Here is a 16,608-nt window from a genome sequence, read left to right as displayed (position 1 = left end):
TCAATATAACGTCTCTGTTTTTAGTTTACATTTTTAGTCTTGCCGCTTGCATAGGTCATGGCAAGCGCAATGGCAAGGACTGCACCCTTTATGATGTTCATGGCATAATAAGGCACGGACATCATGATAAGACCGTTTTCCAGCATACCCACAAGCACTGCTCCCGCAAAGGTGCCGAATGCATTGGCTTTTCCTGCGCCCAATACAGAAAACCCGATATAAGCCGCACATACGGATGGCATCAGGTACGCATCACCTGCTGAAATCTGCGCCGTTCCCACACGGGCAGCCAGACAGATTCCGCCGATTGCCGCAAAGGTGGCTGACAGAAAGTATGCAAGGATCTTATACTTTGCCACCGGAATTCCGGAAAGCTGGGCTGCCTCAGGATTTCCGCCCACCGCATACATGTATCTGCCGTGTTTGGTATAATTTAAGAAAAAGTATGCGAACAGCACCACACAGATCATGATGATGATCAACCATGCTCCTTTCCAAGGGCCCGGAAGGCTTCTGGAACAAGACCGGGAGCCTGGGTCCCATCGGCACGGGTCATGCGCTCTGTGATGGCGCCGCCCTTTGAATAAGTCATGGAAACTCCCTGATACATAAACATTACGGAAAGTGCCGCAACCATATCGGGTATCTTGAATTTAACGATCAAAATGCTGTTGATCACCGCAACGCTTAAGCAAATGACCACCGTAAGAATGATGGAAACACCTATATTGATGTTGTGCCATACAAAACACGTCATAACAAAAACATTAGCAAACTGGGCCGTAGCTCCAATGGAAAGATCCATGCCGTTTACCGCCAGGGCAAACGTAAGACCAATTGCAATAATGGTAGTAATGGATACTGCACGAAGGATCGTGATCATATTAGACTGGGTCAGAAACATGCTCGATCCCGTATCCTTACTCCAGTTTCCAAATGTGAACAGGATGAACATGATGAGCATTGTTGCGATGGTACCCCATTTTGTCACAAAATCCCCAATGTTCCTTTTCTTTTTTACCTTCTCTGCCCCAGACATATCATTTACCTCCTGTCGAATAGTAAAGCAGTTCTTTTTCGTTGGTATCCGCTGCGTTTAATTCTTTAATGATCTCTCCGTCATACATCACATAAATGCGGTCGCAGATACTTAATATTTCCTGGAATTCGCAGGTGGCATAAATGATGCCTTTTCCCCTGGCTGCCAAGCCTTCGATTAACTCATACATATCCTGCTTGGCCCCCACGTCGATTCCCTTGGTCGGCTCGTCGAAAATATAAACCTCTGAATCCTTGTTCAGCCATTTTCCAACGACCACCTTCTGCTGGTTTCCGCCGGACAACAGGGCAACGATCTGGTTCTCGGATGGCGTCTTGATTCCAAGGCCGCTTATCATACTTTTGGCGTCCTCTTTTTCCCGCTTCTTGTTTACCACAGAAAGCCGGTTCGTATATTTTTCCATGGCTGCCACAGAGATATTGGAGACAACCGGGTCCGAAATCAGGACGCCTTCTTTTCTCCGTTCCTCCGGAACCAGTGCAAGCCCATTTTTAACAGCCTGGGTAGGACCTTTTGCCTTGATCACGTTTCCGTTCAGCTTCATGATGCCGCCTGCCTGCTGGTAAGCGGAAAACAGGGTCTTGCAAAGCTCTGTCTTGCCTGCGCCCACTAATCCTGCCACACCGATAATTTCCCCTTTGCAAACGGTCATGTTGATATTTTTTACTTTCCCTTCCCTTTCAGAAAGGTTTTCTATCTCAAGCAACGGCCCGCCGATCTCGCACTTTTTCTTGATGTAATTATCCTCATAGCTACGGCCTAACATATATTCGACAAGAGTATTTACTTCCAGTTCCCTAGAAAGCGGCAGTTCAGTTACCAGCTTGCCGTCTCTCATAATGGTAATCGTTTCACAAATCTCATAAAGCTCACTTAAGCGGTGGGAAATAAACACGACTCCCACATTCTCTTTTGCCAGTTCACGCACCACCCGGAACAATTCCAGTGTCTCGGAATTGGAAAGAGGGGCCGTTGGCTCATCTAAAATAAGGAACCGGCACTTTTCCGCCACGCATCTGGCTATGAGAACCATCTGCTTTTGTGCCAGCGTAAGTCCTGATACCTGTTTGTTAATATCCACATCCACATTTAATTTCTTTAATACCGTTTCTGCTGCCTGCCTGATCTCTTTCCAGTGCACGATTTGTTTTCGCCCCATTTTATTGACCAGCGTGTTGAACATTACATTCTCAGCCACGGACAGATAGGGGATCAACGCGGTGTCAACTTCCTGAAATACGATTTCTATCCCAAGATTTTTTGCGTCTTTGGGGCACCGGATTTCCACCGGTTCCCCTCCAACGTAAATTTGTCCTGTGTAATGCGTATTGACACCGGCAAGCACTTTCATCAAGGTGGACTTACCTGCGCCATTAGCACCCACAAGCGCATGAATCGTACCACTTTTCAGACCAAAATCAACTCCATCCAAAGCCTTTACTCCAGGAAATTCGATGGATATATCTTTCATTTCAAGTTTTACTTCGGTCATGGCATCTCTTCCTTAATTATGTAATGAATACAGAGCGTTTCCTTGCTCTTTCCCATGTTTTCCGGGCATAATGGTGTGCCCGAAGAACGTTTCTTAATTTACATATTTGTTCTTGATTGCATCAGTATATAAAGCGCCCTTAGGATCTTCGGCATCGCCCCATCCATCAATGATGTTCCTAAATCATTCATGGTGGTCTGATCTGTGAGCTGGGTTGTTTCGATGTTGCATGCATTTAAGTTAAAGTAATCCGGTGTCTCTTCTCCCATAAATTTCAGGGCCAGAAGACGGGCATCTACAATCCCGATCAGTTTGGGATCAACGGCTGCAGTGGATTTCCAAACATCAGGATTCTTTACCATCAACTGAATGTCATCATTGGACACGTCAATGGTGTACATCGGGATATCGGTACGTCCTGCATCGTTTAATGCCTGTAATACACCCTTAGCCAGCTCATCGTAGCAGCCCCAGATGGCATCTACGGAACCTTCCGGATACTTTGGAAGAATAGCCGCTGTCTTGTTAGTCATATCGCCGCGGGCATTGGCTGAATCAGATGGTGCAATCACTTCCAGAGTCTGGATCTTGCCTTCTGCTTCCAGCTTGGTATAGATTTCGTTACGTCTGTCAAGCGGCGGGATTCCAGGGCCCATGAAGGTCTTTAAAACTTTCATCGGGTATTTTCCGCCTTTTGCTTCAAATTCTTTCATCATGTAGCCAAGAGAAAGTTCAGCAAGGGCCTGATCGTTCTGAGCGGTAGAAGTTACTCCTTCTAAAAGCTCGCCGCTTGCATCGCCGCCCTTAAATGGCATGGTATCAAAGGTGACAACCTCCATGCCTTTGTCTCTGGCAGGTTTTAACATATCGTAAGAATAAGAAAGCTGTCCATGAGATAGGATAATTCCCTGATAATCCTTTGCAATGACCTGAGCTACAGTCTCCTGAGCCTTTGCATCATCGCCGTCCGTTACAAAGGTGTCTACGGTCCAGCCAAACTTCTTCCCCTCGGATACACAGCCGTCTAAAAACTGCTGGGTATGATCTCCTGCTGCCAGGTTCCGCACAACGGCAATCTTCTTTCCTTCCAAAGAGCCTGTTGCCTGGGCGTTTTCTACCTTCTCCGCTGCAGTCGTCTGATCAGTCCCCGCAGCTTCCGTCTTTGCTTCTGTGGTTGCCGGAGCAGCTGTTGTTGCGGCTGTGCCGCTGCTGCCGCATGCGGTCATTGACATTACCATTGCCGCTGCCGCTGCAAGCACCATTGCTAACTTCTTTTTCATAAAGTAAACCTCCTTAAAAAAATATAAAATATAGTTTTCTATTCCGGACACACCCAACCTGTCCTTCCTGTAGAAATTGTAGCATATTGTATCCGGTTTTGCAATATTTTTATTTGTTTTTATTTATTTATTTTGTTTTATATTGTATTCGATTGTTATTTGTGTTGTTTTATGTCCTGTTTCAGTCGTTATTTTCACTATTATATATATCCTTCCATCTTTTTCCATCAAAAATAGCATTAACTTAATAAGAATCATTTGCAATCAAATAAATCCATGTTTTACTTATGTTTAAAGTGATGTATTCGTTGTTTTTTTTACCACACATGATTCTTTCACAGCTAATTGCAAGGAAAAGGGAAACGGCAGCCTGCAAGCCGGATCCAGTAAAAAACTGTTCCTAACCAGCAGGGTACCGTTTCCCCTTTCATCATTCTTTATGAAAACCTTCAGAAAAATACCAGCAGCCACACCGGCTGTCTTATTGCATTGATAAATATTCCGCCACATCTTCTACAATCATTGCGGCCGCCTCCCGGACTTTAAGATCCCCGCTCCGCATCGCTGCACCTCCATAGTCCTTTATCATTTCCAGGTCATTGAAGCTGTCGCCAATTACCCTGATTTCATCAAATCCGCCCCAATACTTGGAGATCCAATCCACAGCAGCCGACTTATTTACGCCCTTTGCCACAATATCCCCATTCCACACATTTGCATAAGCGGATATTAAGGGAAAGCGGTCATTCAGCCGGGCACACAATTTTCGGATCCACTGCACATCCTGCCTGCGCCTGTGAATCTGGACGATTTCCTTAAGGCAATGGATCTGATCTATGGAAAGCTGCCCGTCACATGGCTTTTGGGTAGTGGCGCCGGAACCTGAGAGCACATTCACCTTTCCGCTGCGCATGGATACGCCGCTTCCTTCATCGCCAAGACCATGAAGATACCAAAGTACCTCCATGGCCGTGTGATCGTCTATGGTCCTGCAATATAATTCCTTTCCTGCTCCGTCTAAGAGAAGGGCGCCGTTGTTAAGTATAAGGGCGTCAGGTTTTATCGAATACTTCTCCAAAAACACGCGGACAGAAGATTCATTGCGTCCTGTGGCAATGACAAACCGGTTTCCGGCCGCCTGCCAATTGCCAATTGCATTTAAGTTTTCAAGGCTGATGCAGCCGTCTATATACAGAGTCCTGTCAAAGTCACTTACAGCACATTTCATCCCTTTCCCGTATCTCCTTTCCGCGGCAAAATACGCTGACCAGATTTAAATCCGAATCCACTACCGTAAGGTCTGCATCCTTTCCGGGCGCTATGCTGCCTTTCCTGTGGTCTGCATGGATATAACGGGCAGGATTTAAGCTGGTCATCCTCATGATATCAAACCAATCCACAGAAGTATGTCTGGCCATGTTCTGAATGGAGCCTATGTAGCTTAGCTCGATTTCCCTGACCGCCTGGTAATTCTTAGGGTCCATCCATTCCTCCCTGCCGTCATAATGGGCGATCCGTACCCTGTCTCCCTCTTTTACAAATTTCATTTTCCTCACATAATGGTCAAATTCCGTCTGGGTCTGGGCAAGGCCGCTGCAATCCGTGGTCATGATGATGCGTTCACTGCCTTTGATCCGGTAAGCGATGTCAAAAGCCTCATGTGACACGGTCATACCTGTCTGCTTGGCAAATTCACACATCATATCGTCAAAATACAGGGCAGCTCCCGCCACTCCCGGCTCCCGGTGATGAAATCCCCTCATTCCGCTGAAGGTGTGGGTAAAACCGCCGACACCGGCATCCTTTATCTCTTTGATCTGGGAAAAGGTGGCCCCGCTGTGACCGACAGAGGTCTGTATTCCATGCTCTCTGCAGAATTCCAGCACCTCCCTTGCTCCCTCCTGTTCCACTGCAATGGTCATATACCGGCAAAGCTCTTTGTTCCGGAAGCTGTTATAAATATCCTCCATCACCTTAAGACTTGGCAGAATGCAGCACTCCTCGCTGCATGCCCCGGTAAAGAGGGTTGATAAAAGGTCCCTCTAAATGAACTCCCAGCATCTCGGACCCCGGGTAATCCGCCTCACAGGCATCGTCGGCAGCGTTGATGCAGCGCTTGATCTCCGGAATGGTATCCGCTCCCGAGGTGGCCAAATAGGAAGTAACTCCTGCGTAGGGAAGGGTGCGGCACATTTCTTTTAATGCGCCGGCACTTTTCTCAAACCAGAAAGAGCCGGTAGCCCAGCCGTGAATATGGATATCAATAAATCCAGGCAGGATGACAAAATCGGAAAAGTCCTCATATTGCCCTTTATAATCCTTATGCAGCGCCTTTATTTTCCCATGCTCCATTTCTAAAAATCCGTCAAATTCCTGGTTTTCAAGAATTATATGTTTTGAATAAAGTACCATAATCCACCTACCTTAACGTCCAATAATCTTTATTTGCAGCCATCAGGTCATCTAACACCGCTTTCGCCTTGGAAGGATCCACTACCGTCCGGTTCAGGGTCAGCGCCATTAATGCCTTTGTATAGTCTTTTTCTAAAAATGATTCCACAGTCAGCAGTTCATAGGCATACTGCCCTTCCATCAGTCCCTTGTAATAAGGCTTTATGGTACCAAATGGATAGCCTTTTGCCCCTTCCCTTCCAATGGTTCCCGCCACCTCTACAATTGCCTCCGGTTCAAAATTATCAATGATGCCCTGGTTTTTCACCATCACAATAAATTCATTGTTTAAGTCATAGGCAATGGATTCCGCAACCTCCACCATCAGGCTTCCAAACACGCTGTTGGTAAGCATCTCAAGCCCATCCATATGGTCTTTCCCAACAGCCCTGGCGCATAATTCAAATACTTCCTTTTCCCTGGAATCCCGGGATTCATCGGCACGGGTGTAATCCGGGTCGCTTTCCGCCACGATTTCATCCGGAAACATATAATACTGCATATAGGTGGTAGGGATGTATTCATCCATTAATCTCATGTATTTGTTCACCCTTACATAGGTATCCAGCCATGATTTTGAACGCTGCTCCGCATTAAAGGGCTTGAAGTCATGGTTTTTTAAATATAAACGCAAAGTATCAAAGTAGTCATTTCCCTGCGTGTCCTTAAGCTCCGTAAACCACCCAAAATGATTCAGTCCAAAGTAGCGTGCGCGAAGATTTTCCTGGGGAACTCCAAGAATTTTGGAGTAGCTCTTCATCAGGGAAAAAGGCTGGTCGCACAGGTTTAAAATACGCTTATCATCAGGGAACAGCTTATCAAGTCCCAATGCCACGATGGCGGCAGGATTGGTATAGTTTAAAATCCAGGTATCCTTAGAATAGGAACGGACCTTTTCCACCATCTGCTTCATAGCGCCCAGGGAACGCATCCCATAAGCAAATCCGCCAGGGCCGCAGGTCTCCTGTCCCACCAGTCCATAGCGCAGGGGAATCTTTTCATCCAAGGAACGCATCTCTGTCTTTCCCACCCGCATCTGGCAGAAGATAAAATCAACACCCCTGTATGCTTCATCTTCATCCGTAGTAAATACCACCTGGCATTCCGGGTAATAGGATTTTAATACCAGGCGGTCATAAGCCTCCATTAATCCCATACGCTCTTTATCTATATCAAAAAAGATAATTTTTGAAAGGGGAAAACGTTCCTTATAATTGACCAGGGTACCCACAAGCGCAGGAACGCGGGCGCTCCCGGCTCCGGAAATTGTAATCACATGTTGTTTTCTCATGTTACTCTCCTTGCATTCTTAATTATAAAAGGGAATGCCGCAAAACACCGCTGCATCCCCTTGTTTGAATAAATACTGCTCCTTTATTCGCCAGCCGCAGTTTCTGTAATGCCGTTTTTCTTTTCTGACTCCGGTCTTTCTTTCAGCCTTTTTGCTCCTTCCATCGCCTTCAGCGCCATTTCCTCTGCAAGTACGCTGCAAAGTCCTGTATAGTTTGCAGGGTCGATCATGGATTTTAATTCATCTGCCGTAAACATGGAAGCAAGTATTTCATCCTCTGTCAGCACCTGATAATAATCCTTTCCCTCCAGTTCTGCCTTCATGGCTTTCTCATACATCAGTGCATGAGCTGTCCTTGCCGATTTTTTCTGCCGCATTCATCATTACCAGCTCGCTGTTATCAAGTCCCTGATTTAAATTTACATTTTTAAGCATCTGCTCTTTATTGATCCTTAAGGTACGGCTCAGCTCTTCAGCCTGATAAGCACCTCGGTAGTCAGCTGGAGCCCTTCCTCCATAATGCCTTCAAACAGCATATAGGAGCTGCTGTCTCCTTCAAACATCCGCACAGCAGAATAAAGACCCACTGAGGGAAGGGAGTAAAGCTTCTGGGAATTGGCGATAATCCCCTTGGCCAGCTTGGGATTGATCTTCTGGGGCATGGTGGAGCTGCCGATGGTTCCGGGAGTAAAGGATTCGCTGACCTCTGAAAATTCTTCAACACCGGTATAATAAACCTCTTCCGCCATTTTGTGAAATGTATTACATAGAAGAGACAGGTTCATCAGATACTCCAGCTTCATCTGGCTCATGTTCCGGCTGGGCACCTCCATGGATCCCATGCCCAACTTACAGGCAACCCGTTTCTGGATCCTGCGGCCTGCAAGACCTGTGGTATGAAAGCCTCCTGCGGCTCCCCCCATCATTGCCACAAACACCCGCTTCTCGCTTTCCTCCAACCGTTCCAAAGTGTTCATCAGCTCGCTGATCCAGACAGATACCTTATAGCCATAGGTGATGGGTATGGCATGCCTGCCATGGGTTCTCCCGGCCATAACCGTATCTGCATGGTCATGGGCCAGCCTGCCTAAGTTTTCCAGGATATCTGCAAGAAAGCTTTTGAAAACAGAATTTACCTGCTTTGCGATATAAAGCTGGGAAGTCTGCTGGATATTCTGGGTCGTTACCCCGTAGTGGACATATTTTCCTCCCTCTTCACTGCAGGCCTTCACCAGCACCTTTACAAAGGGGACGAACCCATGGCCTACCTTTGCCTTGATTCGTTCCATTTCATCAAGATCCAGGTCCTCAAAGCGAACCGCACCAATATCTCTGGCAGCTTCCATTGGGATAAAGCCTTCCTCTGCCTGGGAAAGAGCCAGGGCAGCCTCCACCTTCAGCCACGTCTCATATTTGGATTTTTCACTTAACAGCCTTTTAATCCCTCTGTCATCCAGTCTACTTTTAGAATCATAGAAAGCTCTCATCGTACACCTCTTATTTTTTCATAGCATCGTCTACCGCATGACGGACAAATTCCACATGAGGTCCAAATACAACGTGAATGTGATCCGCTGATGGGAAGAAGATACCTGCACAGCCGGAATCCTTAATTTTAATCTGATCTACCTTTGCCGGGTCCTTTAAGTCCACACGCAGGCGGGAAATACAGTTTTCCACACTCAGGATATTGTCCTTACCGCCCAGTCCTTTAATAACAACTTCAGCGATTGCCGGCCAGTTCTTTTCTTTTAAAAGAATGCTTGCTGATTCTTCGATTTCAAACCCTTCCCGTCCCGGTGTTTCCAAATTGAATTTTACAATAAACCATTTGAATACAAAGTAGAACGCAATAAAGTTTCCAATACCTAACAGGATAAGGTTAAACCAATGAGTATTTTCATACAAAAGTCCAAAAATTCCAAAGTCAAAAATCGTACCGCGGATATAGCCAATAGAGATATGAAGCATCTGGTAAGGAATCGAACCAATACCGCTCATAATGCAGTACAGAATAAACAAAGGCGGTGAAATAAACAGGAATGAGAATTCCAGCGGCTCTGTGATATTACCTAAAAATGCGGTCAGACAGCAGGTAAGGATTACACCTTTTGCGATCTTTCTGTTTTTCAAATAAGAGGTGCGGTACATTGCCAGACCAACAGCCGGTACACGGAATAAGGTTGTCAGCATCTGGGCACCTCCCAGGTAACTGGTAAGGGTGGGCATGAGCTGGCCCCAGTATTCGCTGCTGGGCCCCAAGTTAAAAAGGACTTCATTGGTGGCATTCAGGATTCCCACATATTCAGTTCCGTTAATCATGTAGGTTCCTCCGGCCTCAGTAAAGCGGACCATTGAGGAGAGAACATGATGCAATCCAAAAGGAATCAGTGCACGGTTCAGCGCATAGTAAATGGCGTTTCCTATGTACGGTGTTGTAAAGATAAAGGAAATGCTGATAAGGAAATTGGTCAGCAGATTCCAGAACACCGGAATGATCAGTCCGATGGGGATGATCAATGCAAAGGTAATGATCGGAATGGATTTCTTCCCTCCAAAGAAGGCAAAGGCAAGAGGAAGCTCCAGCCGGTAAAACCGGTCCGCTACCTTGGCAGCCGCCAAACCTGCGATCAGGCCCCCCAGCGCCTCAATCTTTAAGGTCTGAATGCCAAGAACCGTCCCCTGCCCCACCTGAGCCGCGACCTCCGGGTCAGCCAGGGTTCCCGTCTGTTTCAGGTAAATGCTCATTACCACATTCAGCGTCAAATAGCCCACAACCGCTGAAAAGACCGCAATTCCTTTTTCATTCTTTGCCATGCCCTGAGCAACGCCCATGGCAAACAGCAATGGGATATTGTTAAAAATAATACTTGTAATGGTCTGTAAGCTGGATAAAAACAGCTTCAGTACCTGGTTTCCCAAAAACGGGAATTTCTCTATCATGTAGGACTGCCCTAACGCACTGCAGATACCCATAACCATACCAATAGGGGCCAGAAGCGCGATTGGCAGAAGGAGAGACCGCCCAAACGTTTGGATGCCGTCTTTCCAGCTTGACTTTTTATTGCTCATATTTTTTTCCCTTCCTTTGTTATGTCATTGTGGTTATAAAGGCGCCTTTGGAACTGTGTACATTATGGCAGATTCTATTAGTTGCTTCAAGGCAGAAAATTTACATTTTATTGTTGCGTTTAGTTGCCCTTAATTTTATAATGAAACCATTATTATCACAACAGTACAGGAGGAATGTATTATGGGATTAAGCTACAATGATTTAAGCCTGCTGCGGTTTATACAAAAAAGGCAGCGCATTTCCCTTTCAAAGGTTGCCCTGCAGTTTCAAAAAGATGAAATATCCATACGCCGGACGATTGAGCGGATCAACCTTTTCTCCCACAAGCCCCTGGTGGAAATACAAAAGGGCTTCTGCCTAAGCCCATTAAGCTATAAGGAGTTTGTGGATTTCATCCAGCAGATCACCATGACCGACTATACCAGTTCATACATCGAACGGATCCGGATTATGATCGTGACCATTTTTTTCCACGGTTATGTCAATGCCTCTTCCTTATACGAACACTGGGGGCTGTCCCTGACCACAAAAAAACAGGATACCGCCCATCTCAGGCAATTCCTGGCCGGTCACGGTCTGTTCCTTGTGACCTTAAAGAAAAAGGGGCTTACCATTGAAGGCGATGAATTACAGCTTCGGTTTCTCGTCATTGACATCCTTCATCCCCTGCTGGAGTTTACGTCGGAAAACCGGATCGAAGCCCGTTATGCCAACACTCCCCTGGAAAAACAAAGCTATGATCTGGCCAATGCCTACCTCCAGCCTGTCTCCAGTCAGGCAGTGGAACGGCTTAACTTCTTTTTGACAAAATTCAATCTGTCCATAAACTATCCTTCCAAAAAGTTTCTTTTGCTGTTTATCTGTATCATGGAGATCCGGCCTGTTGATGAATCCATGAATTTTTGTTACCGGCTGCCGCTGGCACCCTTAAATATCCGCTTTGTTGACGATATCCGGGAAAACAGGCTGTACAATGTGGCATTCAGCATGATGAACTTTTCCCGAAGCCTGTATTTCCCCTTTGACAAGCGTCTGTGGTATACCACTGAGCAGTTTACAGAGCAGGTGGTGAGTCATTTAAAAAAAACCCCTTTACCATCCAGGAAGAATTCATCAATGAGCTTTACAGCTATTTCTACCGGGAAATCACCCTGGACCACTTTCATTGCACCTTTGTGGACAAGACCGTAGAAAATACGAAAGAACAGTTTTCAGACCTATATGATACCATAGGGAAATACGAAGTGTATTTTAAAGCTTCCTATAATTTTTCTTTCATGGATGAACACCTTTCCACCCTGACCCTGCTGGTGCAAAAGCACATCCTCCGCAACCGCACCGTAAACCGCCAGTATAAGAAAATCGTTGTTATGACCAGCATCAACTTTGAACGGGTCAGCTTTTTTCTGGAACAGATAAAGGAATACGTGGAACTGCAGTGGATGGGCACCCTGAACATTAACGAAATCCATAAGCTGAAAGACCTGGATTATGACTATATCTTCTGTTTCTCATCCCGGATTTTTAATATCCTTCACGCTCATAGCCTTCCTGTCATCCGGATGAATTTCTTTGTGGACAGCAATGATATGAAAACTCTTCTGGCAAACGGCTTTTCCACACGGAAGCACCGCTTCCTGACCACCAGCTTTGTATCGGAAATCGGCGGGAAAAGCGAACCTGAGCTGGAAGCTTATTTGAAAGAAAATTACGGAGATTACTTTGTGTAGGAAAAATGGAACAAACATATTTCCTGATGAAGAGCATCTAAAAAAGCACCTGCTTTGTCTATGATAAATTATATGAAAATCATCATAGACAAAGCGGTGCTTTTAATAATCTTAAAGCAATTCCTCTATTGGCTCTCCAATCATATCCTGAGCTTTATTCAAACCGAAATTATCCAATACCGTTGCCCCGATCACTGCAAATGAATTCTGTTCCTTTAATTCTCCGCAGTGGCCATAAGAGGGCGAATAGGCCAGGAAAGGCACCTTTTCCTTTGTATGGTCGCTTCCCTTAAAGGTGGGATCATTGCCATGGTCCGCCGTAATGAGAAGCAGATCATCCTCTTTTAAAAGCGGTAAAAGCTCTCCCAGCTTTTCATCGAACCGTTCCAGCTCTGCTCCGTAGCCAATTGGATCCCGGCGGTGTCCCCACAGGGCGTCAAAATCTACCAGGTTCACAAAGCACAGCCCGTCAAATTCCCTTTTTGCAATCTCTATGGTCTGTTCCATGCCATGAACACTGCTTTGGGATTTATTGCCTTCGGTGAGCCCTTCGCCATCGAAAATATCAAAGATTTTGCCTACACTGATCACATCCAGGCCTGCATCCTTTAATATGTTGAGAGCAGTGGTTCCAAAAGGCTTTAAGGCATAATCATGGCGGTTTGGAGTTCTTTTAAACTCGCCTTTCTTCATGCCGACATAAGGTCTTGCAATGACCCTTCCCACCTTCCATTCATCCTTTAAGGTAAGCTCTCTTGCAATCTCACAGCAGCGGTAAAGTTCCTGCAAGCCAAAGGTATCTTCATTGGCACAGATTTGTAAAACCGAATCCGCAGAAGTGTAAACGATCATGTCCCCGGTAGCAATCTGATGCTCTCCCAGTTCATCCATGATTTCCGTACCGCTGGCGGATTTATTTCCTACAATCTTGTGTCCGGTGCGTTTTTCCAATTCATCTAACAATTCCTTTGGAAAACCTGTCTCCGTAAATGTCTGGAAAGGCTTTGTAATGTAAAGCCCCATCATTTCCCAATGGCCTGTCATGGTGTCTTTTCCAACACTGGCTTCATTAAGCTTTCCATAATACGCCATAGGCTCAGCCACAGGCTTTACATGGCTTAAGGAACGCAGATTCCCCAGACCAAGCTTTTCTAAATTAGGCAGATTAAGATGATCCACTGTGGCATCAATATGGCCCAGGGTATCACTGCCTTCATCGCCGTACTCGGCGGCATTATCCATAGCACCTATTCCTAAAGAATCAATTACAACTACAAAAACACGTTTAAATCGTTTCATATTCCCTCCCTGCACATTAATCGTTAATCGCAGCATAAGTTTTAATACAGTCCGCAAATAGTTACCTTCCAGGATCCCTTTATAAACAGGCTCCCGGAGCAATCTTAATGACATTATGGAAGCTCGTCTGTTGCTATTATTTTATTCAATCATTCCCTGTATGACTCATGATATTTAAAATTAGGATACAGATCATCTTCATACCATACAAAAACGCTTCTAAGGACGCTATTGCAGGCCCTGCTGCTAAAAATTCAGTCATATTTCCCATACCGCCGGCATTGCACCTGGCATAGGATCTTTTGAACATATCTTTCACCTTCATTATACAATTTTGTGGAATTTTTGCAATCTCTTTCTCTGTTTTCTATGAACTTTTCAAACAAATCTCCTTGATCGTTTTTCGCCTTCCTTTTGCAATATCTCTTGTGCTGACTTCTTCGTTGACAAAAAAACATAGGAAGAATTAAGATGTTTGTAATTGTGAGTGACCGGAATTCGTATGAACTGTGTAGCCGCTGCTCATCAAATCATTTGGCAGGAAGGTTTGGCACAGGAAAATAAGAAAACAGCGAGATACAAATAAATGAATATATAGCAGGTGAAGAGATGAAAATACGCGATGAGTACACTTGCCCTCTGGAATTGACACATGATATTACAAAAGGCAAATGGAAACCAATCATTTTATGGCAGCTGGGCAAGGGTGCTATGTCTTTGTCCCAGCTTGAAAAGGACATTAAAGGCATCAATCAAAAAATGCTTCTTGAACAGCTTAAAGAGCTGCTGGTTTATGGAATGATCGGCAAGCATTCTTTTGAAGGATATCCGCTGAAGGTTGAATATTATTTGACGGAACGCGGCAAAAGGTTATTGGATGCCGTTACAATTATGCAAAGCATAGGCATTGACATTATGAAGGAAAATAATATGACTGACTTTTTAAAGGAAAACGGTTTTATAGACTGAGCATACCCACAAAAATGTGAGTAATTTACTGCCCCCTTCTTTTGTGCTATAGTTTTTCCATAAACAGATTCAGGAGGAATTTAAAATGATGAGGGATGCAGAGAAAACCATCAGCAATTTAATTGACAAGCAGGGAGTCTCTTTTATAAGCTCATTGGATGATGAAGGGTTCCCCAATACGAAAGCAATGCTGCCGCCAAGAAAACGTGAGGGGATTAAGACCTTTTATTTTACTACAAATACATCCTCCATGCGTGTCAGGCAATTTCGCAGTAACCCAAAAGCATGTATCTACTTTTGCGACAAACGGTTTTTTCGGGGAGTTATGCTAAAAGGTACAATGGAGGTCTTAGAAGATCCGGAAAGCAAGGAAATGATCTGGCAGGATGGCGATACCTTGTATTATCCTCAAGGCGTTACGGATCCGGATTATTGTGTGCTGAAATTCACCGCTCAGACAGCTGTCAATGAAGCAGAGGAAATAACGCTAAAAAGAGTCAGCTAAAAACATTATTTAGTTGACTTTTTTGTTGATGTCATTTTTCATTTTCCTTTCAAAGCTGCCAGGGATCCCCATCTCTTCACGATATTTGGCGATCACTCTGCGAGAAAGGCCATACCCCTTCTTACTAAGTAATTCTGCAAGTTTTGAATCACTATACGGCTTTTCTTTATTCTCTTCATTCACCAGTTCACGTATTATTTGTTTGACGCCCTCCGAATTAATCAAGCAGCCGTCACCTGCAGGAACCGATGCAGAAAACAGGTTTTTCATCAGAATACAGCCTGAGGGATGCTGAAGATATTTGTCTTTTACAGCACGGCTTATGGTCGAGGTACTGACCGACAGCTTTTCTGACATTTGTGTCATGGTACATGGTTTTAGTTTGCCTGAATACCGAAAAAACTCATCCTGCTCTTCCAGTATTGCATTTGTTATTTGAATAATGGTCTTGCGCCTCTGTTCAACTGCATGAATGAGAAATCTTGCCCGCTCTAACTTTTTCTTAAAATATTCAAAAAGCTCTTGCTCTTTTACTTCTGCCATCATCTGGAGATAATAATCGTTTAACTGATAGTTTCCGCACCAATTGTCATTGATTTCTATATTCCATTTACCATCCGGGTCCATTGCAACGATAACATCCGGAATAATGTATTGCTTTTCGTTCTCTCCAAACTTGCAGGGGTCTTGGATTTAATGTACTGATAAGAGCAACATATCTCCTTGCCTGTGCCGATGAGATATCCAATGCACGGGTGATTGAACTTATCCTCCCCTGGGATATGTCCGTTAAATGATGGGAAATAATGTGTTTTAGATTTTCATCATCCAGTCCCAGTGTTTCAATCTGAAGCAATAAGCATTCTGCCAGATTTTTTGCAAAAATACCCTTTGGTTCCAGCTTTTTTTAAATCTAATAAACAGCTTTCAGTTACCCGCTCATCTACGCCGGTCAACTGGGCAATCTCTGGAATCTCCAAATCTATAAACCCATTACTGTCAAGGCTCTGAATTAAAAAATCAATAACCTTTAATTGTTTATCTGAGTAACGGTCTAACTCCAGCTGCTCATAAATATAGGTATAAATATTTTTCGTATTAGAAGTGCCAAGGGCCTGTTCGCTTCCCTCACTGCCTTCTTCATAAAACCCGGCGGTATTCTTTAAAGGTTTGCAGTAATTCGAATGATACCACGCTTGATAGTCTTCCTGAGTATAAGATTCAGCTCCGGTATTTGTCAGCTCCAGCAAAGGATTTTCCATATATTCATTTTCCATATACCGGTTCAGCTCACAATTACATAATGCAAGTAATTCCAGAGAAGATATCTGGTTTTGAGACAGTAACTGACGTTGTTCAACCGTTAATTTATGTTTCATAGCAACCTCCCTCCTTATTTACCCGATGTATCAAATTACATTCATTGCATTACAGATATGATACCGTCCGATTATATTA

The 16,608-nt window shown here is 44.7% G+C and carries 18 protein-coding genes and 1 pseudogene; 4 read left to right on the top strand and 15 right to left on the bottom strand.

Features of this window, described 5'->3' with window-relative positions:
* Window positions 1-20: 20 nt before the first annotated feature.
* From JCM10519_RS31805 to JCM10519_RS18755, 11 genes are all read right to left on the bottom strand, one after another.
* Window positions 21-482, bottom strand: a complete 462-nt coding sequence (locus JCM10519_RS31805; RefSeq protein WP_347844737.1) for an ABC transporter permease — start codon at window positions 480-482, stop codon at window positions 21-23.
* Window positions 479-1,039 carry a hypothetical protein gene (locus JCM10519_RS31800; RefSeq protein ID WP_347844736.1) on the bottom strand — a complete coding sequence of 187 codons (561 nt, stop codon included), beginning with the start codon at window positions 1,037-1,039 and terminating at the stop codon, window positions 479-481. The genes JCM10519_RS31805 and JCM10519_RS31800 overlap by 4 nt, the downstream gene beginning before the upstream one ends.
* Before the next feature lies 1 nt (window position 1,040).
* On the bottom strand, window positions 1,041-2,552 hold the full coding sequence (locus JCM10519_RS18790; RefSeq protein ID WP_054741081.1) for an ATP-binding cassette domain-containing protein: 1,512 nt from the start codon (window positions 2,550-2,552) through the stop codon (window positions 1,041-1,043).
* Window positions 2,553-2,650: 98 nt separating this feature from the next.
* Window positions 2,651-3,832 (bottom strand): sugar ABC transporter substrate-binding protein, encoded by a 1,182-nt coding sequence (locus JCM10519_RS18785; protein ID WP_347844735.1) that lies wholly within the window; start codon window positions 3,830-3,832, stop codon window positions 2,651-2,653.
* A 481-nt stretch (window positions 3,833-4,313) separates the two neighbouring features.
* Entirely contained in the window at window positions 4,314-5,060 is a 747-nt protein-coding gene (locus JCM10519_RS18775) for an HAD-IIB family hydrolase (RefSeq protein ID WP_054741075.1), read from the bottom strand.
* Complete coding sequence (locus JCM10519_RS31795; protein ID WP_347844753.1) at window positions 5,041-5,802, bottom strand: amidohydrolase family protein; 762 nt, start codon at window positions 5,800-5,802, stop codon at window positions 5,041-5,043. Before JCM10519_RS31795 ends, JCM10519_RS18775 begins: the two co-directional genes overlap by 20 nt.
* 4 nt (window positions 5,803-5,806) lie before the next feature.
* Complete coding sequence (locus JCM10519_RS31790) at window positions 5,807-6,244, bottom strand: amidohydrolase family protein (RefSeq protein WP_347844734.1); 438 nt, start codon at window positions 6,242-6,244, stop codon at window positions 5,807-5,809.
* Window positions 6,245-6,251: 7 nt separating this feature from the next.
* Window positions 6,252-7,574 carry a 6-phospho-alpha-glucosidase gene (locus JCM10519_RS18765; protein ID WP_054741073.1) on the bottom strand — a complete coding sequence of 441 codons (1,323 nt, stop codon included), beginning with the start codon at window positions 7,572-7,574 and terminating at the stop codon, window positions 6,252-6,254.
* 83 nt (window positions 7,575-7,657) lie between these two features.
* Window positions 7,658-7,951, bottom strand: a complete 294-nt coding sequence (locus JCM10519_RS31785) for a hypothetical protein (protein WP_347844733.1) — start codon at window positions 7,949-7,951, stop codon at window positions 7,658-7,660.
* 87 nt (window positions 7,952-8,038) lie between these two features.
* Window positions 8,039-9,061 carry a lyase family protein gene (locus JCM10519_RS18760; protein ID WP_347844732.1) on the bottom strand — a complete coding sequence of 341 codons (1,023 nt, stop codon included), beginning with the start codon at window positions 9,059-9,061 and terminating at the stop codon, window positions 8,039-8,041.
* A gap of 10 nt (window positions 9,062-9,071) precedes the next feature.
* Window positions 9,072-10,646 (bottom strand): PTS transporter subunit EIIC, encoded by a 1,575-nt coding sequence (locus tag JCM10519_RS18755; protein WP_054741071.1) that lies wholly within the window; start codon window positions 10,644-10,646, stop codon window positions 9,072-9,074.
* Between the two features lie 181 nt (window positions 10,647-10,827).
* Here JCM10519_RS18755 and JCM10519_RS18750 point away from each other — a divergent pair, with 181 nt between their 5' ends.
* Together JCM10519_RS18750 and JCM10519_RS18745 are read left to right on the top strand one after the other, a co-directional pair.
* The gene (locus tag JCM10519_RS18750; protein WP_054741069.1) at window positions 10,828-11,838 is read left to right on the top strand and encodes a helix-turn-helix domain-containing protein; all 1,011 of its coding nucleotides are present in this window, start codon (window positions 10,828-10,830) and stop codon (window positions 11,836-11,838) included.
* Window positions 11,823-12,377, top strand: coding sequence for a hypothetical protein (locus tag JCM10519_RS18745; protein ID WP_054741067.1), 555 nt, complete (start codon window positions 11,823-11,825; stop codon window positions 12,375-12,377). The genes JCM10519_RS18750 and JCM10519_RS18745 overlap by 16 nt, the downstream gene beginning before the upstream one ends.
* Before the next feature lie 111 nt (window positions 12,378-12,488).
* On the opposite strand, the gene JCM10519_RS18740 is transcribed toward JCM10519_RS18745, so the two are convergent.
* Window positions 12,489-13,676 carry a phosphopentomutase gene (locus tag JCM10519_RS18740; protein WP_054741110.1) on the bottom strand — a complete coding sequence of 396 codons (1,188 nt, stop codon included), beginning with the start codon at window positions 13,674-13,676 and terminating at the stop codon, window positions 12,489-12,491.
* 609 nt (window positions 13,677-14,285) lie between these two features.
* Here JCM10519_RS18740 and JCM10519_RS18730 point away from each other — a divergent pair.
* Together JCM10519_RS18730 and JCM10519_RS18725 are read left to right on the top strand one after the other, a co-directional pair.
* Entirely contained in the window at window positions 14,286-14,645 is a 360-nt protein-coding gene (locus tag JCM10519_RS18730) for a winged helix-turn-helix transcriptional regulator (protein ID WP_054741063.1), read from the top strand.
* Between the two features lie 85 nt (window positions 14,646-14,730).
* The gene (locus tag JCM10519_RS18725; protein WP_347844731.1) at window positions 14,731-15,150 is read left to right on the top strand and encodes a pyridoxamine 5'-phosphate oxidase family protein; all 420 of its coding nucleotides are present in this window, start codon (window positions 14,731-14,733) and stop codon (window positions 15,148-15,150) included.
* 9 nt (window positions 15,151-15,159) lie between these two features.
* Here JCM10519_RS18725 and JCM10519_RS18720 read toward each other — a convergent pair whose 3' ends face one another.
* From JCM10519_RS18720 to JCM10519_RS18715, 3 genes and pseudogenes are all read right to left on the bottom strand, one after another.
* Window positions 15,160-15,693, bottom strand: a complete 534-nt coding sequence (locus JCM10519_RS18720; protein ID WP_347844752.1) for a hypothetical protein — start codon at window positions 15,691-15,693, stop codon at window positions 15,160-15,162.
* A 69-nt stretch (window positions 15,694-15,762) separates the two neighbouring features.
* A pseudogene (locus JCM10519_RS31780) lies at window positions 15,763-16,006 on the bottom strand (RNA polymerase sigma-54 factor); the annotation flags it as partial.
* Complete coding sequence (locus tag JCM10519_RS18715; RefSeq protein ID WP_054741059.1) at window positions 15,993-16,529, bottom strand: hypothetical protein; 537 nt, start codon at window positions 16,527-16,529, stop codon at window positions 15,993-15,995. The pseudogene JCM10519_RS31780 and the gene JCM10519_RS18715, both read right to left, overlap by 14 nt.
* Window positions 16,530-16,608 lie beyond the last annotated feature (79 nt).

Source organism: Clostridium sp. NkU-1, assembly GCA_001312405.1.
The sequence above is the reverse complement of the archived record's forward strand: the minus strand, read 5'-3'. Positions and strand labels throughout refer to the sequence as shown.